General features: G+C 70.7%; 22 protein-coding genes and 3 tRNA genes. 13 read left to right on the forward strand and 12 right to left on the reverse strand.

The window, feature by feature from the left end:
• From ASG76_RS00390 to ASG76_RS00400, 3 genes are all read right to left on the reverse strand, one after another.
• Positions 1 to 1,326 (reverse strand): sensor histidine kinase, encoded by a 1,326-nt coding sequence (locus tag ASG76_RS00390; RefSeq protein ID WP_056598371.1) that lies wholly within the window; start codon positions 1,324 to 1,326, stop codon positions 1 to 3.
• Entirely contained in the window at positions 1,323 to 2,300 is a 978-nt protein-coding gene (locus ASG76_RS00395) for a cytochrome P450 (RefSeq protein WP_162254057.1), read from the reverse strand. Before ASG76_RS00395 ends, ASG76_RS00390 begins: the two co-directional genes overlap by 4 nt.
• Before the next feature lie 343 nt (positions 2,301 to 2,643).
• Positions 2,644 to 3,036, reverse strand: coding sequence for a response regulator (locus ASG76_RS00400; RefSeq protein WP_056598377.1), 393 nt, complete (start codon positions 3,034 to 3,036; stop codon positions 2,644 to 2,646).
• A gap of 173 nt (positions 3,037 to 3,209) precedes the next feature.
• Between ASG76_RS00400 and ASG76_RS00405 the strand changes: the two genes are divergently transcribed.
• The 3 genes from ASG76_RS00405 to ASG76_RS00415 all read left to right on the forward strand — a co-directional run bounded on the left by ASG76_RS00405 (position 3,210) and on the right by ASG76_RS00415 (position 3,915).
• Positions 3,210 to 3,282, forward strand: a tRNA-Glu gene (locus ASG76_RS00405).
• 100 nt (positions 3,283 to 3,382) lie between these two features.
• Positions 3,383 to 3,459 (forward strand) — tRNA-Asp (locus ASG76_RS00410).
• 102 nt (positions 3,460 to 3,561) lie between these two features.
• Complete coding sequence (locus ASG76_RS00415; RefSeq protein ID WP_056598380.1) at positions 3,562 to 3,915, forward strand: metallopeptidase family protein; 354 nt, start codon at positions 3,562 to 3,564, stop codon at positions 3,913 to 3,915.
• A gap of 19 nt (positions 3,916 to 3,934) precedes the next feature.
• Here the strand turns inward: ASG76_RS00415 and ASG76_RS00420 are convergent, their stop codons facing one another.
• From ASG76_RS00420 to ASG76_RS00430, 3 genes are read right to left on the reverse strand one after another with little or no spacing between them, the layout of a single operon-like run.
• The gene (locus ASG76_RS00420; protein ID WP_056598382.1) at positions 3,935 to 4,267 is read right to left on the reverse strand and encodes a fluoride efflux transporter FluC; all 333 of its coding nucleotides are present in this window, start codon (positions 4,265 to 4,267) and stop codon (positions 3,935 to 3,937) included.
• Entirely contained in the window at positions 4,264 to 4,656 is a 393-nt protein-coding gene (locus tag ASG76_RS00425) for a fluoride efflux transporter FluC (RefSeq protein WP_056598385.1), read from the reverse strand. Before ASG76_RS00425 ends, ASG76_RS00420 begins: the two co-directional genes overlap by 4 nt.
• A complete protein-coding gene (locus ASG76_RS00430; RefSeq protein WP_056598388.1) occupies positions 4,653 to 5,567 on the reverse strand; it encodes an ATP-binding protein in 915 nt (304 codons plus the stop codon). The genes ASG76_RS00425 and ASG76_RS00430 overlap by 4 nt, the downstream gene beginning before the upstream one ends.
• Before the next feature lie 223 nt (positions 5,568 to 5,790).
• Between ASG76_RS00430 and ASG76_RS00435 the strand changes: the two genes are divergently transcribed.
• Positions 5,791 to 7,272 carry an NAD(P)/FAD-dependent oxidoreductase gene (locus ASG76_RS00435; protein ID WP_056598391.1) on the forward strand — a complete coding sequence of 494 codons (1,482 nt, stop codon included), beginning with the start codon at positions 5,791 to 5,793 and terminating at the stop codon, positions 7,270 to 7,272.
• 65 nt (positions 7,273 to 7,337) lie between these two features.
• Positions 7,338 to 8,699 carry a DUF4832 domain-containing protein gene (locus tag ASG76_RS00440; protein ID WP_157558852.1) on the forward strand — a complete coding sequence of 454 codons (1,362 nt, stop codon included), beginning with the start codon at positions 7,338 to 7,340 and terminating at the stop codon, positions 8,697 to 8,699.
• A 39-nt stretch (positions 8,700 to 8,738) separates the two neighbouring features.
• On the opposite strand, the gene ASG76_RS00445 is transcribed toward ASG76_RS00440, so the two are convergent.
• Positions 8,739 to 8,811, reverse strand: a tRNA-Lys gene (locus ASG76_RS00445).
• Between the two features lie 329 nt (positions 8,812 to 9,140).
• Between ASG76_RS00445 and ASG76_RS00450 the strand changes: the two genes are divergently transcribed.
• Together ASG76_RS00450 and ASG76_RS19320 are read left to right on the forward strand one after the other, a co-directional pair.
• The gene (locus ASG76_RS00450) at positions 9,141 to 9,344 is read left to right on the forward strand and encodes a cold-shock protein (RefSeq protein ID WP_056598399.1); all 204 of its coding nucleotides are present in this window, start codon (positions 9,141 to 9,143) and stop codon (positions 9,342 to 9,344) included.
• A gap of 184 nt (positions 9,345 to 9,528) precedes the next feature.
• Entirely contained in the window at positions 9,529 to 9,690 is a 162-nt protein-coding gene (locus ASG76_RS19320; protein ID WP_200948020.1) for a hypothetical protein, read from the forward strand.
• Between the two features lie 20 nt (positions 9,691 to 9,710).
• On the opposite strand, the gene ASG76_RS00455 is transcribed toward ASG76_RS19320, so the two are convergent.
• Positions 9,711 to 10,748: a hypothetical protein gene (locus tag ASG76_RS00455; RefSeq protein WP_056598402.1), complete on the reverse strand. Its 1,038-nt coding sequence runs from the start codon at positions 10,746 to 10,748 to the stop codon at positions 9,711 to 9,713.
• Positions 10,749 to 10,789: 41 nt separating this feature from the next.
• Here ASG76_RS00455 and ASG76_RS00460 point away from each other — a divergent pair, with 41 nt between their 5' ends.
• The 6 genes from ASG76_RS00460 (at position 10,790) to ASG76_RS00485 (ending at position 17,104) form a co-directional block, all read left to right on the forward strand.
• The gene (locus ASG76_RS00460) at positions 10,790 to 11,659 is read left to right on the forward strand and encodes an NUDIX hydrolase (protein WP_056598405.1); all 870 of its coding nucleotides are present in this window, start codon (positions 10,790 to 10,792) and stop codon (positions 11,657 to 11,659) included.
• Between the two features lie 201 nt (positions 11,660 to 11,860).
• Positions 11,861 to 12,982 (forward strand): phosphate ABC transporter substrate-binding protein PstS, encoded by a 1,122-nt coding sequence (pstS, locus tag ASG76_RS00465; protein WP_056598408.1) that lies wholly within the window; start codon positions 11,861 to 11,863, stop codon positions 12,980 to 12,982.
• Positions 12,983 to 13,082: 100 nt separating this feature from the next.
• Entirely contained in the window at positions 13,083 to 14,024 is a 942-nt protein-coding gene (gene pstC, locus ASG76_RS00470; protein ID WP_056598412.1) for a phosphate ABC transporter permease subunit PstC, read from the forward strand.
• On the forward strand, positions 14,021 to 15,112 hold the full coding sequence (pstA, locus tag ASG76_RS00475) for a phosphate ABC transporter permease PstA (protein ID WP_056598415.1): 1,092 nt from the start codon (positions 14,021 to 14,023) through the stop codon (positions 15,110 to 15,112). Before pstC ends, pstA begins: the two co-directional genes overlap by 4 nt.
• A gap of 43 nt (positions 15,113 to 15,155) precedes the next feature.
• On the forward strand, positions 15,156 to 15,935 hold the full coding sequence (gene pstB / locus ASG76_RS00480) for a phosphate ABC transporter ATP-binding protein PstB (protein WP_056598418.1): 780 nt from the start codon (positions 15,156 to 15,158) through the stop codon (positions 15,933 to 15,935).
• Between the two features lie 206 nt (positions 15,936 to 16,141).
• Positions 16,142 to 17,104 (forward strand): hypothetical protein, encoded by a 963-nt coding sequence (locus ASG76_RS00485; RefSeq protein WP_056598421.1) that lies wholly within the window; start codon positions 16,142 to 16,144, stop codon positions 17,102 to 17,104.
• A 157-nt stretch (positions 17,105 to 17,261) separates the two neighbouring features.
• Here the strand turns inward: ASG76_RS00485 and ASG76_RS00490 are convergent, their stop codons facing one another.
• The 4 genes from ASG76_RS00490 to ASG76_RS00505 form a co-directional block, all read right to left on the reverse strand.
• The gene (locus ASG76_RS00490) at positions 17,262 to 18,257 is read right to left on the reverse strand and encodes an inorganic phosphate transporter (RefSeq protein WP_056598425.1); all 996 of its coding nucleotides are present in this window, start codon (positions 18,255 to 18,257) and stop codon (positions 17,262 to 17,264) included.
• Between the two features lie 6 nt (positions 18,258 to 18,263).
• On the reverse strand, positions 18,264 to 18,881 hold the full coding sequence (locus ASG76_RS00495; RefSeq protein ID WP_056598429.1) for a DUF47 domain-containing protein: 618 nt from the start codon (positions 18,879 to 18,881) through the stop codon (positions 18,264 to 18,266).
• A 118-nt stretch (positions 18,882 to 18,999) separates the two neighbouring features.
• Positions 19,000 to 21,177 (reverse strand): RNA degradosome polyphosphate kinase, encoded by a 2,178-nt coding sequence (locus ASG76_RS00500; protein WP_082587139.1) that lies wholly within the window; start codon positions 21,175 to 21,177, stop codon positions 19,000 to 19,002.
• Between the two features lie 45 nt (positions 21,178 to 21,222).
• On the reverse strand, positions 21,223 to 21,585 hold the full coding sequence (locus tag ASG76_RS00505; protein WP_056598432.1) for a DsrE family protein: 363 nt from the start codon (positions 21,583 to 21,585) through the stop codon (positions 21,223 to 21,225).
• Positions 21,586 to 21,599 lie beyond the last annotated feature (14 nt).

The following is a 21,599-nucleotide window of genomic DNA, read 5'->3' on the forward strand; positions in this document are numbered from 1 at the left end:
TCACGAGCCGTGGACCGGCAGCTCCAGCCAGAACGACGAACCGACACCGGGCGTCGACTCGCCCCGCACCGCGCCACCGTCGCGCTCGGCGATGGTGCGCGACATCGACAACCCCAGACCGCTGCCGGTCGTGCCGGGCGCCGCGAAGCGGGTGAACGGCTCGAAGGCGTGCTCGAGCTGGTCGGCCTCGAGACCGGGGCCGTCGTCGCGCACGATGATGCGCACCATCTCCGCCCCGCTCTCCCCGCGCAGCCGCTCGGTGGACAGGTGGACGTGCCCGCCGCCCGGGCGGTGGTGGGTGAGGGCGTTGCCGACCAGGTTGGCGAGCGCCTGGCGCACGCCGGAGGGGTGGCCCCAGACGGTCGCCGAGGGGTCGACGTCGACGGTCATCTGCACCCCCGCCGCCTGGGCGGGCACCCGGTGCCAGTGGACGACGTCGGCGACGGCGTCGGCGACCCCGACCTCGAGCCTCTGGTCGTCGCTCGCCATCACGCGCCCGGCGCCGAGCAGGTCGTCGACGAGGGTCAGCACCCGCTCGCAGGCGCGGACCATGATGGGGCCGTCGCGCAGCAGTGCGGCGGACACGGTCGTGTCGGGAGACTGCCTGGCGTCGTCCAGGAGCACCTCGGTGTAGCCGAGGACGGCTGACAGGGGGGTGCGCAGCTCGTGCCCGACGGAGCCGAGGAAGTGCTGGTAGGCCAGCTGCGCCTCGGTGCCCGCGTCGATCGCCTCGGCGAGGGCGCGGCGGGAGTGCTCGAGCATGATCCGCGAGACGATCGCGGAGTTCAGCAGTCGGAGGTCACCCAGCAGCTCTGTCGGCCAGGGGCCTGCTCGACTGCTGCCGGCTGAGATGCTGCCGAACATGTCCCCCCGCGAGATGAGCGTGGTCGCCAACAAGCTGCGGGCCCCGGTTCGGGTGAGTTCCCTACGGTCCTGCTCGGCCTCGTCCGGGAGCAGCTCGATGTCCACCAGTGCCGCCATCCCGTTAGCCCGCGCGAACTGCGACAGCCACGGCATGGTGAGCGCTGCCTCGGGTCCGGCCCCCGGTGGGGGCAGCACGGCGAGAGCAGTGCCTGGTTGGGACCATTCGCGCACCCACGCACGACCGCCGAGGCCCGTCCAGCCGCTCGGGTCCTCGGGTGCGACCTTGGTGAGGGAGGCGACGACCGCGTCGACTCGGGTGTTCGACAGGAGATGACCTGCTGTCCGGCTGATGGCCTCGTCGAAGCCGAACTCCCCGTCGAGGATCAGACCGGCGAGCTGCGCCGCTTGGCGTGAGATGGATCCCGGCGCTGATGTGTCCTGGAGCGCTGCGGGCTGCGTCACGGCGGTGTCTCCCTTCGGGTGACGGTGAAGAGGCACGGAGCAGGGACGATTCCCCGACTCTGGTCGATCGACACCTTCTCGCTCAACACGATTGTTTGCGTCGTGGCCCACGTGGCGAGCCGGGACAGCTGAGCGGTGCCCAGGTTTCGCCCGGGACAGGCGTGCGGACCCGCGCCGAACGGGAGCCAGGCGCCGGGGCGTCTCGCCTCGTCGGTCCAGCGACCAGGATCGAACCGGGCGCGGTCCTCGTCGTCCCCCGGCACCAGGGCGTGCAGGCGACCGAGCAGGAGAGGGCTGACCAGGACCATGTGTCCGGCCGGAACCTGCTGCCCGGAGAGCTCGACCTCCTCGGTCGTGATGCGGGCGGTCACCCAGGTCGGCGGGGTCAGCCGCAGCGTCTCCCAGACCGCGTGGACGGGGTCGAAGGAGCCGGTCAAGTGCTGGCCGAGCCAGGCCAGCAGCCAGGCGCCCGCCGCGATCGGCACCTGGATGCCCGCGGCGAGCACCACGGCAACCCCCTGCGTCGTGCGTCCATCGCCCACCAGGGGAGCGAGCTCGTCCTCGAGAGCCAGACGGGCACTGCGCTCGGCGCGACGCGCGCTGCTCCACCGCCGAGGCGGGCGGCGTGCGGAGATGATCGGCGCCAGAGCATCGATCCAGTCCAGCACCAGGTCGGCGACGAGGTCACGCGCCGAGCCGTCGAGCGGACCCAGCACGGCGTCAGTGGTGGAGCGCGCCACCGGACGACGCAGCACGTGCATGGCCTCGTAGGGCTGCCCAGGGTCCGCCGCGTCGTGCTCGGCCAGCGCCAGGGGCCACTCGTGCTCGAACGTCGCGGTCCCGCGCGCCACCTCTGCTGGGGTGAGGGGAGGGAAGACGACGTGCCCCGAACGGGTCTCGCCCACGCTGCTGGACAGGTCACCGCTGCGGCTGACATCACCCGGGAAGTCGAAGCGGGCAGGGTCGGTCAGCACACGCTTCGCGTCGGCGTGGGAGGTGACTACCCACGGGCCCCCGGGCGCCAGGCGTGCGACACCACCCCGAGGCACGGAAAGGACAGTGCCGAGCCGGCCACCGGCCGACTCGGCACTGTCCACCAGCATCACTGCGAGCGGATCGTTGTTGTTCAGGAGCGACCCGGGGCGGGGCGCCACATGTAGATGGCCTGCAGCTGGGCGGCGGCGCGCTTGGCCTCGATGCGGGTGCGGATGCGGTTCATCATGGTGTTCTCCAGGGTGGTGGGGTGATGCGTGCCAGGCAGGCACACGGTGGTCGCTGCTCGGAGTACCGGACCCGATCGTGCGTCAGGGGACGGGTTCAGGACTCCAGTGCGAGCAGCGTCTCGTCAATCAGATCAGTCAGTTGCTGAATCCGCAGCGGCTTCTGCATGACTGTGTCGATGCCGAGTTCCTGAAGAACAGCTCGGTGCTCACCCGCCCAGGCGCTGATCACGACGATACGCATGTCGGGCGCGACGTCGTCGTGGCCTCGCAGCCAGCGCACCACGTCGACGCCGCTCATGCGCGGCATGGTCAGGTCGAGGAGCATCACGTCGAAGGTCTCGCGCTGCAGCGTCTCCACCGCATCCATGCCGTCCACCGCGGTGGACGCCTCGTGGCCGGCCCGCTCCACGAGGCGGCAGAACACGTCACGAATGTCCTCGTTGTCATCGACGACGAGGAAGCGCAGCTGCCGAGCCTCCCTGCTCATGGGGCAACCTTAGTCAAAGCCGGTGTCAATTCGCTGCCAGATGTCCAACTCGGCCATGAATTCTTCGAGCCAGGTGCGGCAGCAGTGCGTGTCGGGACCGGCACGGGTTGGGGCGCTGACGCGTGCTGGCCCTATGCTGATCACGCTCATCCGGGCGTGCCCCGGTCGAGCTGGCCCCCATCGTCTAGCGGCCCAGGACCCCGCCCTTTCACGGCGGTAGCGCCGGTTCGAATCCGGTTGGGGGTGCGAGGTCGCCCAGGGCTCGGCGCCGATTGGTGGTCAGCGAAGACCATGGGTTAGAGTTCCACCCGCTTCACCAGTTCCACCAGCACCACCTGTTCAACCTGGCCCCGTAGCGCAGTTGGTTAGCGCGCCGCCCTGTCACGGCGGAGGCCGCGGGTTCGAGTCCCGTCGGGGTCGCCAACGCATGCCAGATCAGGGTGAGCCACCAGGCTCACCCTGATCTGCATCTCGCACCATCCCACCCGGCACGCGGCCCTTGGTCGGCTCCCTAGGGTGGGCCCCATGCCGGTCGACCTCGATGCCGCCGCGTTCGACGCGATGGTCGGACGCGCCCTCGACGGCCTGCCCGACGAGCTCGCCCGGCTGGTCGACAACGTGGTGGTGCTCGTCGAGGACGACGCCCCGCCCGAGGACCCCGACCTCCTCGGCCTCTACGACGGGCTCGCCCTCACCGAGCGACCGGCCAACCATGCCGGCATGCTCCCCGACCGCATCCTGCTGTTCCGCGGGCCGCTGCTGGACATGGCCGACACCGTCGAGGAGCTCGAGCAGGAGGTGCGCATCACCGTCGTGCACGAGGTGGCGCACCACTTCGGGCTCGACGACGCCCGGCTGCACGCGCTCGGGTGGGGCTGAGCGCCCGCATCCGCCTGCCTCAGGCCAGCTGGCCGCCGACCGCCCACCCCAGGACGCACGCCGCGACCGACAGCAGCGTCGTCGCCACGACGTACGTCGTCGCCGTGCGTGCCGGTCGGGTGACGGCCTGCAGTGCGAACGAGGAGAACGACGTGAACGCGCCGCAGAAGCCGGTGCCGAGCAGCGCCCACCACGAGGGGTCGAGGGACAGCGCGGCGAACAGGCCGAACAGCCCCGAGCCCGCGACGTTGACCGTCAGCATGCGCACCGGCAGCTCGCCGTCGTGGCGGGTGACCACCCAGCGCAGCGGGGCGCCGAGCGCCGCGCCGAGGGCGACGAGCAGTGCGGTCACCGGACTGCCTCCCGTCCCGGATGCGCGACGCGGTGGCCCAGTGCGGCGGCTGACAGCCCGGCCCCGAGGGTGAGCGCGAGGTAGAGGCCGGCGGTGGCCGCGTGTCCGTTCGCCGCCAGCTCCCTGACCTGTCCGGACCAGGCCGAGACGGTCGTGAAGCCCCCGAGGAGGCCGGGCCCGAGGACGAGCGCGAGCCGGTGCGAGCGACCGAGGACCGCGAAGGCGGGGAGCACGCCGAGCACGAAGGCGCCCACCACGTTGATGGCCAGCGTCGGCCACGGGAGCAGGGTGTCGGGGGCTGCGACGTCGATGCCGTGTCGCAGGAGCGCCCCGCAGGCGCCTCCGGCCGCGACGAGGAGGAGGTCGGCGGCGTGGGGGCGGGCGCTCACCCGACCCGGCTGGCGGACGGGCGACCGGCGTGCGCGGAGCCGCTCCAGGGCCGGGCCTCGGCGCCGTCGAGCTGGTGCACGAGCTCGCCGAGGAGCCAGTTGTGGAAGGCGCGTTGCACCGGGGTGCGCGCGATGGAGAGGAGGCGCTCGGCGCGGCAGAACGCGTCGGCGACGTCGAACATCTCCGTCATCGTGACGAAGATCGGCCCCGCCTCGCGCACCATCGGGAAGTGCACGTCGACCCGGGGAAGGTTGCGGGCCTCGGCGGTGCGGATCTGGTCGTGGAAGGTGGCGGGGAACTGCCGCTCGAAGTTGGTGAACATCGCGGTCAGGTCGCCGGCGAGGGGGTAGTCGGACTGGTGGGAGAGCGAGAGCAGGCGCAGCTCCCGGCGCAGCTCGTGGTACTGCCGGTTGAGGGAGGTGTGCAGCGGCACGTCGACGCCGACGAGCCGGACCTCCACGGCCGACTCGCTCGTGGGCTCGGGCCGGTCGGGCTCGGTCTGGTCGATCACCCAGTCGGCGGACGCCTCGTCGGCCATCTGGGGCGCCGGCTCGAACCAGACGATCTTGCCGTCGGACTCGATCGTGGCCCCCCAGGCCGAGGCGCACTGGGCGACCATGGCGAGGCCGCGCCCGAAGGTCAGCAGCAGGTCGAGGTCGTCGTGGTCCAGCTGCACCGGGGGCACCGGGGGACTGGTCGATCCGTCGACGACCTCGATGCGCGGGTGGCTCGCGGTGCCGCGCACGCGCACCTTGTAGGGCGCCGCGCCGTGCAGGATCGCGTTGGCCACCAGCTCCGAGACGCCGAGCTCGGCGCACTCGACGAGGTCGGGACGCTCGAGCCGTCGGCAGATGTCGCTGACCCAGCGGCGCGCGTCAGCAGCAGCGCGCGGCGACGATGCCAGCGTCAACTCTGAGCTCAGCGGCACTGGGACTCATTTCCGGGGGTAGGCAGTCCAGTGGAGCGTGATTACCCGACGGGCGGGTGGTTCAAACCTCGACAACACCATAGTTTCTCGCGACTCTGGGTAGTGGGTGTGAGCAACCAGACGCGCCCGGCGTTTCGCGCTGCCGTGCCCGGCGGGACGACAATGGTCCTCCACGTGATCGCACCTACCGACCCCAGGAGCTTCCATGACCGCTACGCAGGCATCTCGCCACAAGGTGGTCGTGATCGGCTCGGGCTTCGGCGGCCTCTTCGGCACCAAGGCGCTGCGCAGGTCCGACGTCGACGTCACGGTCATCGCCAAGACGACCCACCACCTCTTCCAGCCGCTGCTCTACCAGGTCGCGACCGGCATCCTGTCCGAGGGCGAGATCGCCCCGCCGACCCGCGAGATCCTCAGCAGCCAGGACAACGCGCGGGTGATCCTGGGCGAGGTCACCGGCATCGACCTCGAGGCGCGCACGGTCACCTCGCAGGTCCTGGGCCGTGACACGGTGACGTCGTACGACTCGCTGCTGGTCGCCGCAGGCGCGAGCCAGTCCTACTTCGGCAACGACCACTTCGCCGAGTTCGCCCCCGGCATGAAGAGCATCGACGACGCCCTCGAGCTGCGCGGGCGCATCTTCGGCGCCTTCGAGATGGCCGAGCTCGGCGCCACCCGCGGTGACGACGTCGACCACCTGCTCACCTTCGTGGTCGTCGGCGCAGGGCCGACCGGCGTGGAGATGGCCGGCCAGATCGCCGAGCTCGCCCACCGCACGCTGCGCAAGGACTTCCGCGCCATCAACACGCGCACCGCGCGGATCGTGCTCATCGACGCCGCCGCCCAGGTGCTGCCGCCGTTCGGCGCCAAGCTCGGCGCCAAGACGCAGTCCGAGCTCGAGAAGCTCGGGGTCGAGGTCATGCTCGGCGCGATGGTGACCGACGTCGACGAGCGCGGCCTCGAGGTGAAGTTCAAGGACGGGCGCGTCGAGCGGATCAACTCCGTCGCCAAGATCTGGGCGGCCGGGGTCCAGGCCAACCCGCTCGGCAAGACCCTCTCGGAGCAGACCGGCGCCCCGCTCGACCGCGCCGGACGCATCTCGGTCAACCCCGACCTCACCCTGCCCGGGCACCCGGAGGTCTTCGTGGTCGGCGACATGATCGCCCTCGACAACCTCCCGGGCGTCGCCCAGGTCGCCATCCAGGGCGCGAAGTACGCCGCCAAGGAGATCAACAACCGCCTCGAGGGCAAGCAGCCGCAGGCGCCGTTCAAGTACTTCGACAAGGGCTCGATGGCGATCATCAGCCGGTTCCGCGCGGTGGCCATGGTCGGCAAGCTGCGGCTCACCGGCGTCGTCGCGTGGCTGATGTGGCTCGGCGTGCACCTGGTCTACCTCACCGGGTTCAAGAACCAGGTCTCGGCCCTCATGCGCTGGGCGATCACCTTCGCCAGCAACAACCGGTCCGAGCGCACCACGACCGAGCAGCAGATCTTCGCCCGCGCCGCCCTGGCGCGGCTGCGTCGCGGCGCGGCCGACCTGGTGTCCGACCCCGGGATCTACGACGCCACGCGGGCGATGATGGAGCAGACGCGGCGCCAGGAGCTCGAGGCCGCGGCCGAGCGCGAGGCCGAGCTCACCGACTCGGGTGCGCGTGGCGTGCCGGCGGAGCGTGTCGGCGGCGCCTGAGGTCTAACTACGGCAAAACTGCGGTAACTCTGCGAAATTGCCAAGGCCTGCGCAGACTTGTCGATGTGCCCGAACGAGCCGTGACCACCCTGACGACCAGGCTTCGCCGTGCCCTGGCCTCGGCGACCGCCGGCGCCTGCGTCGTGGCGGCGGCCCTGTCCGTCGGGGCGGCGGCTCCGGCCTCGGCGGCTCCCGAGCGGACCTTCAAGGTCGCCCCCCTCGGACTCGGCGCGGACCTGCCCAACCCCCTGCGCGGGCAGTACCGCTGGCTCGGTGCCGAGCCCACCCCGGCCACGGTGACCTCGAACGACGTCTACTACCGCGACCAGGTCTACTGGGGTCGGATCGAGCCCGCCGACAACGCCTGGGACTTCAGCCTGATCGAGGCCGGTCTGGCCGAGGCGGCGTCACGAGGGGGCAAGTTCGGCTTCCGGGTGATGGCCTACTGCCCCGGTTGCTGGATGGGGAGCCGTGCCGACCTCCCGCCCGTCACGCCGTCGTTCGTCCCTCGGCAGTCCGGCGGGGACGTCCCGGACTGGGGCTCCGCGGAGTTCCTCGCGCAGTGGCGCGAGCTGATGGCAGAGCTCGGCCGTCGCTACGGTGACGACCCGCGGCTCGGCTACGTCGACGTGGGCGGCTACGGCAGCTACGGCGAGTGGCACGTGGACGCGGGAACACCGATCCCGGACGCTGCCGGCCTCGCCGTCGTCAAGGCGGTCGCCGAGGCGTTCCCGAGCAAGCACGTCCTGCTGAACACCATGACGTCGGTGCCGTTCACGCTCGCGGCGCTGAAGGCGAACCCCAACCTCGGGCTGCGCACCGACAGCCTCGGCTGCCCCGACATGTACTCCATGGTCGCCGCGGACGCCCGTCTCCAGGACGTGTGGCGCACGCGTCCGTTCTTCTCCGAGTGGTGCACCCGCGCCGACCCGATCCTCGGCGCCCAGCAGGTGCGGCGCTTCCACGTCTCCACCCTGTCGTCGGGCAACATGCCGTGGCAGGTCGAGTCGCTCACCGCGCAGCAGCGGGCGGCGTACGACCGGGCGCTCGCCACCGCGGGCTACCGGATCCGGCTGCGTTCGGTCACCCTGCCGCACGCGTTCCGCGCCGGCACCCGCATCACGGTGCAGACCTCGTGGGTCAACCAGGGCAGCGCGCCGACGTACGACCGCTGGCGCGTGGAGCTGGACCTGGTCCGCACCACGACCGGACGCACCGTCACCCGCTCGCTCGGGCAGCCGCTCCGCGGCCTCGTCGGTGCCGGCCGAGACAAGGCCCGGCTGCGGACCTCCGGGCTGTCCCGGGGGACGTACGACGTGGTGCTCCGTGTGGTCGACCCCGCGGGCTACTCGGCGCCGATGCACCTGGCCAATGCCGGCCGGTCCAGCGTCGGCGGCTACCACGTGGGCTCGATCCGGGTGCGCTGACGTGGCGGCACAAGGGTTCATCCAGATCTGACACACCAGTAGGCCTCCAGGGGCTCGAACCCTGAACCAACGGATTAAAAGTCCGCTGCTCTACCCATTGAGCTAGAGGCCCGCGGCACGGGACCGTCATCCACCGGATGGCGGTCCCTGTGCTGTCCCGGGGATCATCTCAGAGGGGGTCGTCGAGGACGACCGGTGACCCCGTTGGCCGACTGTTCATACCCAGGTGGGCCGCAGACCGTGACGTCCGGCGATTTGTTGGTAAGGTTGGCAGTGCAACAGGTGCAAGTTCCAGCAGGTTGACGCCCGCGGAGTTTGTGATCCAACGGCGTTTCCCTCTTCGGGCCTTCCAGCTTGTGAGTCGGAGCGACGTGTCACCGCACTTGGTGCGGAGTCGTCGAAGTGACGGCTTCTCGTTCCGATAACAGGAGTACCGAGCACATGGCTCAAGGCACCGTGAAGTGGTTCAACGCCGAGAAGGGTTTCGGCTTCATCGCGCAGGAGGACGGCGGCGACGACGTCTTCGTGCACTACTCGGCCATCCAGTCCAACGGCTACAAGTCGCTGGACGAGAACCAGAAGGTCGAGTTCGACGTCACCCAGGGCCCGAAGGGCCCGCAGGCGGAGAACGTCCGCCCGCTCTGATCGGCTGACCTGGACTGCGTTCCAGATCTGATCACTCCGGCTCCATCCCCTTCGTGGGGGTGGAGCCGGAGGCAGTTGAGGGCCCGACCAGTAGCACGATCGGGTCATTGGCCCGCAGGGGATCGTCGGCGACACTTGGGTTGATCGCCTAGAGTCGGGTGATCCGGACAGATGGGAGGGTGACGTGCACGACCAGTTCGACGTGACCCTCGAGGACGGTGACCTCCTCGGCGAGGTCGAGCTCACCACCACCTTGATCATCGCCGCGAGCGAGTCCGAGGACCACTTGTCGCAGGACGAGATCGACCGGCTGCTCGGGGTCACCCCGCGCCGCCCCGTCGACTGAGAGGTCGACCGAGCCGCGGCTCAGCAGGTCGCGAACAGCACCGGTCCGCTCGTCAGGTCCGACAGGACGTACGTCCCTGCGACCGGCCGCAGGTCGAGCACCACGTCGCGTCCCTCCGAGCCCGCATCCTCGACGGTGAAGCGGTCGGTGAAGTCGCCGCCCTGTCCCGGGGCCGGCCCAGCAGCGAGCGTGGCCCGGGCCTCGGCGTCCCCGGGCGCGTCGTCGGCGTCCTCGACGCGCATCACCGCACGCAGGTCGCCGTCTCCGAGCACCGCCATCGCGAAGCCCGACAGCGGGTGCACCCCGCCGGCCGCCGCCACGAGCTGGTCTCCCTCCGCAGCGGCCTCGTCGTCGGCCTGCGACATCGCCAGCTTCTCGCAGGCGTACGCCCCGTCGTAGACCGCCGCCGCGACCGGCTCGTCCAGGCCCGCGGCGAGGTCGGCGAGGTCGTCGGCGCCGTCATCCTGGTCCAGCACCTGCTCGAGGAACGGCGCCTCGTCGGAGGCGAGCACGACGTGCTCGTCCTCCAGCAGTGCGAAGTGCTGCAGCTCGGGGGTCAGGCCCGGGCCGGCGGCGGACAGCACGTCGGGACCGCCGACCCACACGCCGTCGGCCTCGTCGGGCTCGGTCCAGCCCAGTGCGGCGAGCCGTCCGGCCAGGGCGTCGAAGTCGGTGTCGTCGGCGACGCCGAGCACCTCGACCGCACCCTCGGACGACTGGGCCAGCAGCTCCCACGCGAGGGTGGCGGGGGAGAGGCCCAGCTGCTCCTGCATCACGCCCGCCGAGGTGCCCAGGGCCGACATCGACGACAGGTCGCGGTCGAAGGCCTTGCCGAGGAAGCCGTCGACCTCCTCGGCGGACGACCGGGCGCCGACATCGGCGCCCAGCTCGCGGCGTACGGCCGCCCAGTCGGTCCAGGAGGCGCGGCTGGTGCCGGCCGGAGCCATCTCCAGGGCGCGGGAGAGCGCGGTGGTGGGTGTCAGGAGCCGCCACGCGACGAGCCCGGTGACGGTGACGGCGAGCACGGCCACGAGGGCGACGACGGCACGGCGTGGCACGGGGCTCCTCAGGGGGTCGGGGTGGGTGTGACACTACTTCCATGGAGCCCCGCGACGTGCGCGCTGCCGGTGCCGTGGTGACCCGCAAGGGCGGCCGCGCCCAGTGGGAGGTCCTGCTGGTGCACCGTCCGAAGTACGACGACTGGTCCTTCCCCAAGGGCAAGCTCGACCCCGGCGAGCACGTGGTCACCGCTGCGGTGCGCGAGGTCGCGGAGGAGACCGGCCTCGACGTCCGGCTCGGTCCGGCGCTGGGCCGCCAGCGCTACCTGCAGTCCAACGGTCGCTGGAAGACCGTCGACTACTGGACCGCGCGGGTGCTCGGCAGCGACGACGTCTCCGGCTACCGGCCCAACGCCGAGATCGACGCCGTCGAGTGGGTGCCGTGGCACGACGCCGAGCGTCGCCTGACCTACCCGTACGACCGCGACACCCTGGCCGAGGCGCGCCCCCTGCGACGGCGTACGCGGGCGCTCGTCGTGCTGCGCCACGGCAAGGCCCGCTCGCGCAGCGCGTGGCGGCGCGACGACCGGCTCCGACCGCTCCTGCGCCTCGGCGAGGTGCAGTCCGAGCACCTCGTGCCGCTGCTCGCCGCCTTCGACGTCACGGTCGCGCACAGCTCGTCGAGCACGCGCTGCGTGCAGACCGTGACGCCCTACGCCGACGTGACGGGGTGGCCGGTGAAGCTGCACGACGTGCTCAGCGAGGAGGGCGCGGAGGTCGACGGCGTCGTCGACCTCGTCGACTCCCTGCTGGAGTGCGGCGAGAGCGTGGTGCTCTGCACGCACCGGCCGGTGCTGCCGACGGTGCTCGACGCGCTCCGCGTGCCCGACGTACGCCTCGAGCCGGGGGCGATGCTCGTCGTGCACCACCGCAAGCGCCGGGTCGTCGCGTCCGAGGTGCTGACGACCTGAGGGGCGCTCCCTAGGCTCCCGGGAGCCTGCTCGTCAAGGCCGCCCGGGCGAGTTCATGTGATCGCCGTCTCACGCACGAGTGCACGACGCCATCCGGTGCGGTCGAGTTCATCCTGCGTTCACCGACGGCGCCGCGGTCGTTCTCCTGACGTCCCTACCTTCGCTGGTGTCAGCACTCATCAGACTTCAGGAGCACTCGAAGTGAACCGCACTTCTTTCCGCAAGCTGCTCGCCCCGAGCGTGGCCGTCCTTGCCCTCTCGATCTCCCTCACCGCGTGCGGTGCCGGCAACGAGAGCGACGCCGCCGCTGGCGACGGCTCGTCCGAGGCCACCGGCGGCCTCTCCGGTGACCTCAACGGCGCGGGCGCCTCCTCGCAGGAGAAGGCGCAGGGCGCCTGGGCCACCGGCTTCCAGGGTGCCAACGACGGCAACGTGACCGTCAACTACGACCCGGTCGGCTCCGGCGACGGTCGCACCAACTTCATCGAGGGCGGCGTCAGCTTCGCCGGCTCCGACTCCTACCTCACCGACGACGAGGGCGAGCTCTCCGCGGCCAAGGAGCGCTGCAACGGCGAGGACCCGATCGAGGTCCCGGCCTACGTCTCGCCGATCGCGGTCGCCTTCAACCTCGAGGGCGTCGACTCGCTCAACATGTCGGCCGACACCATCGCGCAGATCTTCGACGGCAAGATCACGAAGTGGAACGACCCGGCCATCGCCGAGGAGAACCCCGACGCGGACCTGCCGGACGAGGACATCACGCCGGTCCACCGCTCGGACGACTCGGGCACCACGAAGAACTTCACCGACTACCTCGGCAAGGCCAGCAGCTCGTGGTCCTACGAGGCCGAGGACGCCTTCCCGGTCAAGGGTGGCGAGGCCGCTGAGGGCACCTCGGGCGTCATCTCCGCCGTCTCCGGCGGCACCGGCACCATCGGCTACGCCGACGAGAGCCAGGTCGGTGACCTCTCGGTCGTCTCGGTCAAGGTGGGCGAGGAGTACGTCGCCCCGTCCCCCGAGGGCGCTGCCCAGGTCGTCGAGTCGTCCCCGGCCGCCGAGGGTCGCGCCGACGTCGACATGGCCGTCGACATCGACCGCACGACCACCGAGGCGGGTGCCTACCCGGTCGTCCTGCTGAGCTACCTCATCGCGTGCCAGAGCTACGAGGACCAGGCCGAGGCCGACCTCGTGAAGGGCTACCTGTCCTACATCGTCTCCGACGAGGGCCAGCAGGCCGCGTCCGAGGAGGCCGGCTCCGCGCCGCTCTCCAGCTCGGTCGCCGAGAAGGCCCAGGGCATCGTGGACGCGATCACCGCAGGCTGATCCAATGGTCGGGGCAGCTCCCCGACCACCCACGCCGCGTGCGGCGGGCCGGAACCCGGCCCGCCGCACAGGCGCATGAAACGACTGAGTGAGGTAGCACGTGGCAACCACTGTTGTTGCTGAGGACGCCGGCCGGGCGAAGCCCCGGCTCGGCGACAGGGTCTTCTCCAGGCTCGCGCTGGTGGCCGGGATCGCGATCCTGGCCGCGCTCGCGGCCGTCTTCATCTTCCTGGCCATCGAGGGCGTCCCCGGTCTGGCCAAGCCCGCCGAGTTCTACGGCAGCGCGAGCACCTTCTGGGGCTACGTCGCCCCGCTGCTGTTCGGCACCGTGCTCGCCGCGGTCATCGCACTGATCGTCGCGGTCCCGCTGGCGTGGGGCATCGCCCTCGTGGTGAGCCACTACGCGCCCAAGCGCATCGCGACCCCCATCGCCTACCTCATCGACCTGCTCGCCGCGGTCCCGTCGGTGGTCTTCGGCCTCTGGGGCATCAGCGTCCTCGCGCTGCAGCTCCGCCCTGCGTACGCGTGGCTCGACGACCACATGGGCTGGCTGCCGTTCTTCGCCGGTCCCGCGTCGGGCACGGGTCGTACGATCCTCACCGCCGGCCTCGTGCTGGCGATCATGATCCTGCCGATCATCACCGCGATCTCCCGCGAGGTGTTCGCGCAGACGCCGCGTCTCCACGAGGAGGCCGCCCTCGCCCTGGGCGCCACGCGGTGGGAGATGATCCGCATGGCCGTCTTCCCCTACGCCCGCTCGGGCATGGTCTCGGCGGTCATGCTCGGCCTCGGGCGCGCGCTCGGCGAGACGATGGCGGTCGCCATGGTGCTCTCGGCGGGCGGTGGGATCTCGTTCAACCTCATCTCCAGCAGCAACCCCGCCTCGATCGCGTCCAACATCGCCTCCAACTACAAGGAGGGCACCCCGGGCAAGATCCAGGTGCTGATCGCGACGGGGCTGGTGCTGTTCCTCGTCACCTTCCTGGTCAACTTCGCCGCCCGCTGGGTCGTCCAGCGCAGCGAGAGGAGGCTCGCACGATGAGCGTCGTCGAAGCTCCCGTCCGACCCGCCCCCGAGGCGGTCTCGTTCACCGCGGCCAAGCTGCCGCGCATCGCGCCCGTGCTCGTCGCCGTCGTGGCGATCGCCGCCGCCGCGCTGCCGGTCCTGCTGCTGGGCTGGGGACTGGTGGCCTGGGTGGTCCTGTCCGCCCTCGTCTTCCTCGTCGCGCTGCCGGTGTGGGCCGCGGCGGTCGAGGGGCGTCGCGGCGCCACCGACCGGCTGATGACCGGTCTCGTGTGGACCGCCTGCGCGATCGCGATCGTGCCGCTGGCCTCGCTGCTGTGGACCGTGGTGGAGCGCGGGCTGCCCGCGATCAACACCACCTTCCTGACCTTCTCGATGTACCGCACGAGCCTCGACCAGGAGGTCGGCATCTACCACGCGCTGATCGGCACGCTGCTGATCACGCTGTTCGCCGCCGTCATCTCGGTGCCGATCGGGGTCATGGCCGCGATCTACCTGATCGAGTACGGCAAGGGCAACCGGCTGGCGCGCTGGATCACCTTCCTCGTCGACGTGATGACCGGCATCCCGTCGATCGTCGCCGGACTCTTCGCCTTCGCCCTCTTCATCCTGATCCTGGGGCCGTCGGCCCGGCTCGGGTTCGGCGGGTCGGTGGCGCTGTCGCTGCTGATGATCCCCATCGTCGTGCGATCGACCGAGGAGATGCTGCGCCTCGTGCCGGACGAGCTGCGCGAGGCGTCGTACGCCCTGGGCGTGCCGAAGTGGCGCACGATCGTCAAGGTCGTGCTCCCCACCGCCCTCGGTGGCATCGTCACCGGCGTCACCCTCGCTGTCGCCCGCGTGGTCGGCGAGACCGCGCCGCTGCTGCTGATCGCGGGACTGACGACACGGACGAACTTCAACGTGTTCTCCGACCGCATGACGACGCTGCCGGTGCTGATCTTCACCCAGAACGCCAACCCCGGCGTCGCCGAGACGCCCGGCGGCACGCCGCCCGGCATCGAGATCGCCTGGGGCGGTGCGTTGGTGCTGATCGTGATCGTCATGGTGCTCAACCTCGTGGCCCGCATCATCGGCAGGATCTTCGCCCCCAAGACCGGGCACTGAGCCCTTCCCCGAACTCGCAGACAGACAAGAGAGACTCACCCCCATGGCCAAGAGCATCACCGTCGACGACCTCGACATCTACTACGGCGACTTCCTCGCCGTGCAGGGTGTCAGCATGACCGTCAAGGCACGGTCGGTCACCGCTTTCATCGGCCCCTCCGGCTGCGGCAAGTCGACCTTCCTGCGCTCCCTCAACCGCATGCACGAGGTGATCCCCGGTGCGCGTGTGGAGGGCAAGGTGATGGTCGACGGGCAGTCGCTCTACGACAGCGCCGTCGACCCGGTCGCCGTACGCCGCCAGATCGGCATGGTCTTCCAGCGGCCCAACCCGTTCCCGACGATGTCGATCTACGAGAACGTGCTCGCCGGCAACCGCCTCAACGCCAAGAAGATGAAGAAGTCCGAGGCCGACGACATCGTCGAGCGCTCGCTCAAGGGTGCCAACCTGTGGAACGAGGTGAAGGACCGTCTCGGCAAGCCCGGCATGGGCCTCTCCGGCGGCCAGCAGCAGCGCCTCTGCATCGCCCGCGCGATCGCCGTGGAGCCGCAGGTGCTGCTGATGGACGAGCCCTGCTCGGCGCTCGACCCGATCTCGACGTCGGCGATCGAGGACCTCATCCACGAGCTGAAGTCCGACTACACGATCGTCATCGTCACCCACAACATGCAGCAGGCCGCCCGCGTCTCCGACGAGACCGGCTTCTTCAACCTCAAGGCCGCCGGCCAGCCCGGGCACCTGGTGGAGTTCAACTCGACGCAGAAGATGTTCGCCAACCCCGACAACGAGGCCACGGAGGCCTACATCTCGGGCCGCTTCGGCTGAGCCTCGCTCCTGGGGCGTGTCGCCCGGGGATCGGTGTCCGTCATACGAACCCGACCTGATCTGTTGGGCTTCGCATGACGGACCGCGGAGACAGCGGGGTCGTCTCAGGGCCGGCAGCCGTCCACAAGCGCGCGCGAACCCCGGTCGTCCACAGGAGGCGCTGTCGCCGCACGCCGCCTGTCGCCGAGCGGCGCCACCGTGGGTCGATGACGAAAACGCTCCCGCGCACCGCCGCCCTCCGCGCGGCACGCCGGGCCCTCGCCGTGCGCCTCGCCGACGACCAGGCGGGTGCAGTCTCGCGCCGTCAGCTGTACGCCTTGGGGCTCACGCGCGGTGAGGTCCGGGCCAACATCCGCGCAGGACGGTGGCAGGTGGTCGGTCGCCACGTCGTGGTGACCCACACCGGGCCGCTCCAGCAGTCATCGCTGCTGTGGGCCGCGCAGCTGTCGGGAGGTCGACGCGCACGTCTGGACGGCGCGTCGGCGCTGCTGGCAGCGGGGCTGACCGGCTTCGACGTCGACCGGCACCGCGTGTCGGTCCCGCGCGGGGCGCGGGTGTTCCGCGACGCGCAGGTCGACGTACGCCAGACGCGACGGTGGCGTGCCGACGACCTGTTCCCAGGGGCGGGACCACCACGGACCCGAGCGGAGGTCGCCGCGGTGCGGGGCGCGCTGTGGGCGCGCAGCGATCGTCAGGCAGCCCTGCTCCTGACCATGGCCGTGCAGCAGGGTGTCGTGCCGGCCGACCGCATCGCCCGGGCGTTGCTGCAGGTCAAGAAGGCGCCCCGGCTGGGGTTGGTCGCCGACGTGGTGACCGACCTCCTCGGAGGTGTCCGAAGCCTGACCGAGCTCGACTTCGCCGGGCAGTGCCGGGCCAGGGGATTCCCCGAGCCCACGCGCCAGGCCGTACGGCGAGGGCCCGACGGTCGCTACTACCTCGACGTGCTGTGGGAGGACTTCGGCGTGGTGGTCGAGATCGACGGGATCCAGCACGCGCTCGCCCAGGAGGTGGTGGCCGACGCGTTGCGGCACAACGACGTCACGCTCCAGGACCTCACGGTGCTCCGACTTCCGGTCCTGGGTCTGCGGGTCGCTGCGGACGAGTTCTTCGCGCAGGTGGAGCGGGCCCTCGTCGAGGGCGGCTGGACCCGCTTGGGACCTGCCGCCTGATCCGGCACGCGGACCCGGCCGTCGCTCGACCGAGTCCGGCGTACCCAGGCCTGGCGTGCGCCGGTCCGTCATCCGGACCCGACCTGATGGGTGCGGGTTCGTATGACGGACCGCGGCGGAGAGGGGGGACGAACCAGAAGAGGCGGGCGGCGCGACCTCAGGGGAGGAAGAGGTGTGCCACGCCGTAGCAGACCGCGGCGGCGAGGGCGGCGGCAGGGAAGGTCAGCACCCAGGCGACGAGGATCGACTTCGCCACGCCCCAGCGCACGGCCGACAGGCGCTTGGTGGCGCCCACGCCCATGACGGCGGAGGTGATGGTGTGGGTGGTCGAGATCGGCGCCTCGAAGACGTACGACGTCGTGTAGAGCACCGAGGCCGCGACCGACTCGGCCGCGAAGCCGCGGGGCGGGTCGAGGTGGATGATGCGACGCCCGAGCGTGCGCATGATGCGCCAGCCGCCGGACCAGGTGCCGAGGGAGATCGCGCCCGCCGCGGAGATGATCACCCAGAGGGGGAGGCCGTCGGACTCGGCGGCGTAGCCACCGGTCACGAGCGCCAGGAAGATGACGCCCATCGTCTTCTGCGCGTCCTGCAGGCCGTGGCCGAGCGCCATCGCCGCGGCGGAGACCGTCTGGGCGATCTTGAAGCCGCGACTGGTGCGACCCGGGTTGCGGTTGCGGAAGATCCACATGATCGCCAGCATCAGCGCGAAGCCGAGCGTGAAGGCGACCACGGGCGAGACGAACATCGGGATGACGACCTTCTCGATCACCACCGCCCAGTTGGCCGTGACCCCGGCGGCGAGCGCGGCACCGACCAGCCCGCCGATGAGGGCGTGCGAGGACGACGAAGGGAGGCCGTAGTACCAGGTGATGAGGTTCCACGTGATGGCGCCGAGCAGGCCGCACATCACGATCACCAGGCCGTGGCTGCCGGGCCCAGGATCGATGGTGTCGGACACCGTGTGCGCGACCTTCTGGCCGAGGAACGCCCCGACGAAGTTCATGACAGCGGCCATGGCCAGGGCGACGCGCGGCTTGAGCGCGCCCGTCGACACGGACGTGGCGATCGCGTTGGCCGCGTCGTGGAAGCCGTTGGTGTAGTCGAACACCAGGGCGACGACGACGACCGCGATGATGATCCCGATCTCCATGGAAGGTCAGGACTCCTTGACGGCGATCTGCTCCACGATGTTGGCGACCTTCTCGAACGCGTCGATCGCCCCCTCGAGGGACTCGACGATGTCCTTGAGCTTCATGACCTCGAGGGCCTCGTGCTCGCCGCTGAAGAGGTTGGCCAGGATGCGCCGGTAGGACTTGTCACCGGTGTTCTCGAGGCGGTTGATCTCGATCCAGTACTCGTCGAGCGAGCTCATCGACTCCAGCGACGGCATCGCGGCCGCGGTCAGCTCGGCGCAGCGCTGCAGCACCTCGACCTGCTGGGTGGACTCCGGGGGCAGCGTGGTGACCTCGTAGAGCAGGATGAGGTCGACGGCCTCGTCCATCATGTCCATCACGTCGTCGAGCGCCGAGGCGAGGGAGTAGATGTCCTCGCGGTCGAACGGCGTCACGAACGTGCTGTTGACGCGGCGCACGATCGAGTGCGTCGTCTCGTCGGCGGCGTGCTCGGCCTCCCGCATGCGCTGGGCGACCTCGGCACGCGAGGTGCCTTCGGCCAGCATCTCGCTGAGGAGCTGGGCCCCCACGACGAGGTGGGCTGCGGCCTCGCTGAAGAGGTCGTAGAACGAGCTGTCGACAGGGCGGAACTTCAAACGCACGGTGAACTCCGAACGGGGGGCGGATGAACCGGGAATCATGCTAGGGGGTGATCCGCCCAAGGACGCAACCGCGAGGGTCCTTTCGGCTGTGCCCGCCCCGCGCGTCGTCGGCCCGACGTCAGCGCCGGCGAGCCCGCTGGCGCGCGATCAGCTCGTCGTGCAGGTGGCGTACGCCGACGTGGCGGCGCCACTCGCCGTCCGAGCCGAGCTCCCACGCCGTGGTGTCGTCGTCGAGCGCGAGGTCGAGCAGGGCGCCGACCTCGTCGACGACGTGCGGGCTGCGCAGGCGTACGAGCACCTCCACGCGGCGGTCGAGGTTGCGGTGCATCATGTCGGCCGAGCCGATCCAGGCGGCCGGGTCGCCGCCGTTGTCGAACCAGAACACGCGGCTGTGCTCGAGGAACCGACCCAGCACCGAGCGCACCCGCACCGTCTCCGACAGCCCCGGCACCGCGGGGCGCAGCGCGCAGATGCCGCGGATCAGCAGCTCGACGCGTACGCCGGCCTGCGAGGCGAGGTAGAGCGCGTCGATCACCGCCTCGTCGACCACCGAGTTGGCCTTGATCCGGATCCCTGCGGGCCGGCCCGCCTGGTGGTGGGCGACCTCCTGGTGGATCTGCGTGACGAGGCCGTCGCGGACGTTGTCGGGCGCGACCAGCAGGTTGTCGTAGGTGGTGTTGCGGCTGATGCCGGACAGGTTGTTGAACAGCAGCGCCACGTCCTCGCCGATGGCGGGGTCGGCGGTCAGCAGGCCGAGGTCCTCGTAGAGCCGCGCGGTCTTGGGGTTGTAGTTGCCGGTGCCGAGGTGGACGTAGCGCCGGATGCCCTCGGGCTCGTCGCGCACGACCATCGAGAGCTTGCAGTGGGTCTTGAGCCCGACGACGCCGTAGACGACGTGGCAGCCGGCGTGCTCGAGCTTGCGCGCCCAGCGGATGTTGGCCTGCTCGTCGAAGCGGGCCTTGATCTCCACGATCACCAGGACCTGCTTGCCGGCCTGGGCGGCGTCGACGAGGGCGTCGATGATCGGGCTGTCGCCCGACGTGCGGTAGAGCGTCTGCTTGATCGCCAGGACGTGCGGGTCGGCGGCCGCCTGCTCGAGGAAGCGCTGCACCGACGTCGCGAACGAGTCGTAGGGGTGGTGCAGCAGCACGTCGCGGCGCGCCACCGAGTCGAAGACGTCGACGGGGGAGGCCGACTCGACCTCGGCCAGGCTGGGGTGCGTCGAGGGCAGGAACGCGGCGTACTTGAGGTCGTCGCGCGGCAGGTCGGCGATCGAGTGCAGCCCGGTGAGGTCGAGCGGGCCGGGCAGCGAGACCACCTCGTCGCGACCGACGCCGAGCTCGGAGACGAGCAGGTCGAGCACCTTGGGGTCCATCGACTGCTCGACCTCGAGGCGCACAGGGGCGCCGAAGCGGCGCCGCAGCAGCTCCTTCTCGAGGGCCTTGAGCAGGTTCTCCGCGTCGTCCTCCTCGACCTCGAGGTCCTCGTTGCGGGTGACGCGGAAGGTGTGGGCGCCCAGCACCTCCATGCCGGGGAAGAGGCGCTTGAGGTGCTCGCCGATGACGTCCTCGATCGGCACGAAGCGCTGGTTGCCCAGCCCGACGAAGCGGCCGAAGGTCGGCGGCACCTTGACGCGCGCGAAGTGCTCCGTGCCCGTCTTGGGGTGGCGTACGACGACCGCGAGGTTGAGCGACAGCCCCGAGATGTAGGGGAAGGGGTGGGCCGGGTCGACGGCGAGGGGGGTGAGGACGGGAAAGATCCGGTCCTTGAAGAGCTTCTTGCAGACCTTCTGCTCCTCGCGGTCCAGCTCGGACCACCGCACGATCTCGATGCCGTGGCCGCCGAGCTCGGGCAGCAGGTCGACCAGTGCCTGCGCGTGCCGCTCCATGAGCTCGCGGCTGCTGGTCCACAGCTGCTCGAGCTGCTCGCGCGGCATGAGCCCGCTCGCCGCGCGCACCGCGACGCCGGCGTCGATGCGGCGCTTGAGGCCGGCCACGCGGACCATGAAGAACTCGTCGAGGTTGCTGGCGAAGATCGCCAGGAACCGCACCCGCTCCAGCAGTGGCAGGGCGGTGTCCTCGGCGAGCTCGAGCACGCGCTGGTTGAAGCGGACCCACGAGACCTCGCGGTCGATGAAGCGGTCGTCGAACTTCTCCACCGCCTCGATGGCCGCCTCGTCAGGCGTGTAGGGCGGCTCGACGTCGAAGACCTCGCTCGGGTGGCCGAAGGGCACCGCGACCGGTCCCTCCTCGACGGACGGCGAGGCAGCGCTGGTGAGGGTGGCCGGGTCCGTCATGGACCAAGTGTGGCACCGGCAGGTGAACGAGGGATGACGCGTCGCTCAGTAGACGAGCGCCTGCACGCCCTCGCCCAGGACCTGCTCGGTGAAGACCGCCGCGCCGGCGATCGTGACGCCCTGCCGCAGGTCGGCCTCGCCGATCTGGCGTCGCGCGGCGCACTGCGAGCAGACGGTGATGGTGCCGCTCGTCAGGACCGCGGCCATCAGCTGGTGGAGCGGGGTCGCGAGGGGGAGGTCGAAGGCCTCGGCCCGCCCCGGCACGCCGAACCACGCGGCCTCGCCGGTGAGCCACAGGGAGACCTGTGCCCCGGACGCAGCCGCGGCGGCGGCGACGGTGAAGGCCTGGTTGCAGCGCTCGGCGTCGTCGGCTCCGCAGGTGACCTTGACGACGAGTGGGCGCGACATGGGGCCACACTAGA

Source organism: Nocardioides sp. Soil774, from assembly GCF_001428125.1.
GTDB lineage: Bacteria > Actinomycetota > Actinomycetes > Propionibacteriales > Nocardioidaceae > Nocardioides.

Coding starts and splice junctions, on each gene's coding strand:
- ASG76_RS00460 (WP_056598405.1), top strand. CDS start 10,790: ATGGAGCCCCGCGACGTGCGCGCTGCCGGTGCCGTGGTGACCCGCAAG.
- ASG76_RS00500 (WP_082587139.1), bottom strand. CDS start 21,177: ATGACGGACCCGGCCACCCTCACCAGCGCTGCCTCGCCGTCCGTCGAG.
- ASG76_RS00400 (WP_056598377.1), bottom strand. CDS start 3,036: ATGAGCAGGGAGGCTCGGCAGCTGCGCTTCCTCGTCGTCGATGACAAC.
- ASG76_RS00485 (WP_056598421.1), top strand. CDS start 16,142: ATGACGAAAACGCTCCCGCGCACCGCCGCCCTCCGCGCGGCACGCCGG.
- ASG76_RS00450 (WP_056598399.1), top strand. CDS start 9,141: ATGGCTCAAGGCACCGTGAAGTGGTTCAACGCCGAGAAGGGTTTCGGC.
- pstA (WP_056598415.1), top strand. CDS start 14,021: ATGAGCGTCGTCGAAGCTCCCGTCCGACCCGCCCCCGAGGCGGTCTCG.
- ASG76_RS00415 (WP_056598380.1), top strand. CDS start 3,562: ATGCCGGTCGACCTCGATGCCGCCGCGTTCGACGCGATGGTCGGACGC.
- ASG76_RS00490 (WP_056598425.1), bottom strand. CDS start 18,257: ATGGAGATCGGGATCATCATCGCGGTCGTCGTCGTCGCCCTGGTGTTC.
- ASG76_RS00505 (WP_056598432.1), bottom strand. CDS start 21,585: ATGTCGCGCCCACTCGTCGTCAAGGTCACCTGCGGAGCCGACGACGCC.
- pstB (WP_056598418.1), top strand. CDS start 15,156: ATGGCCAAGAGCATCACCGTCGACGACCTCGACATCTACTACGGCGAC.
- ASG76_RS00435 (WP_056598391.1), top strand. CDS start 5,791: ATGACCGCTACGCAGGCATCTCGCCACAAGGTGGTCGTGATCGGCTCG.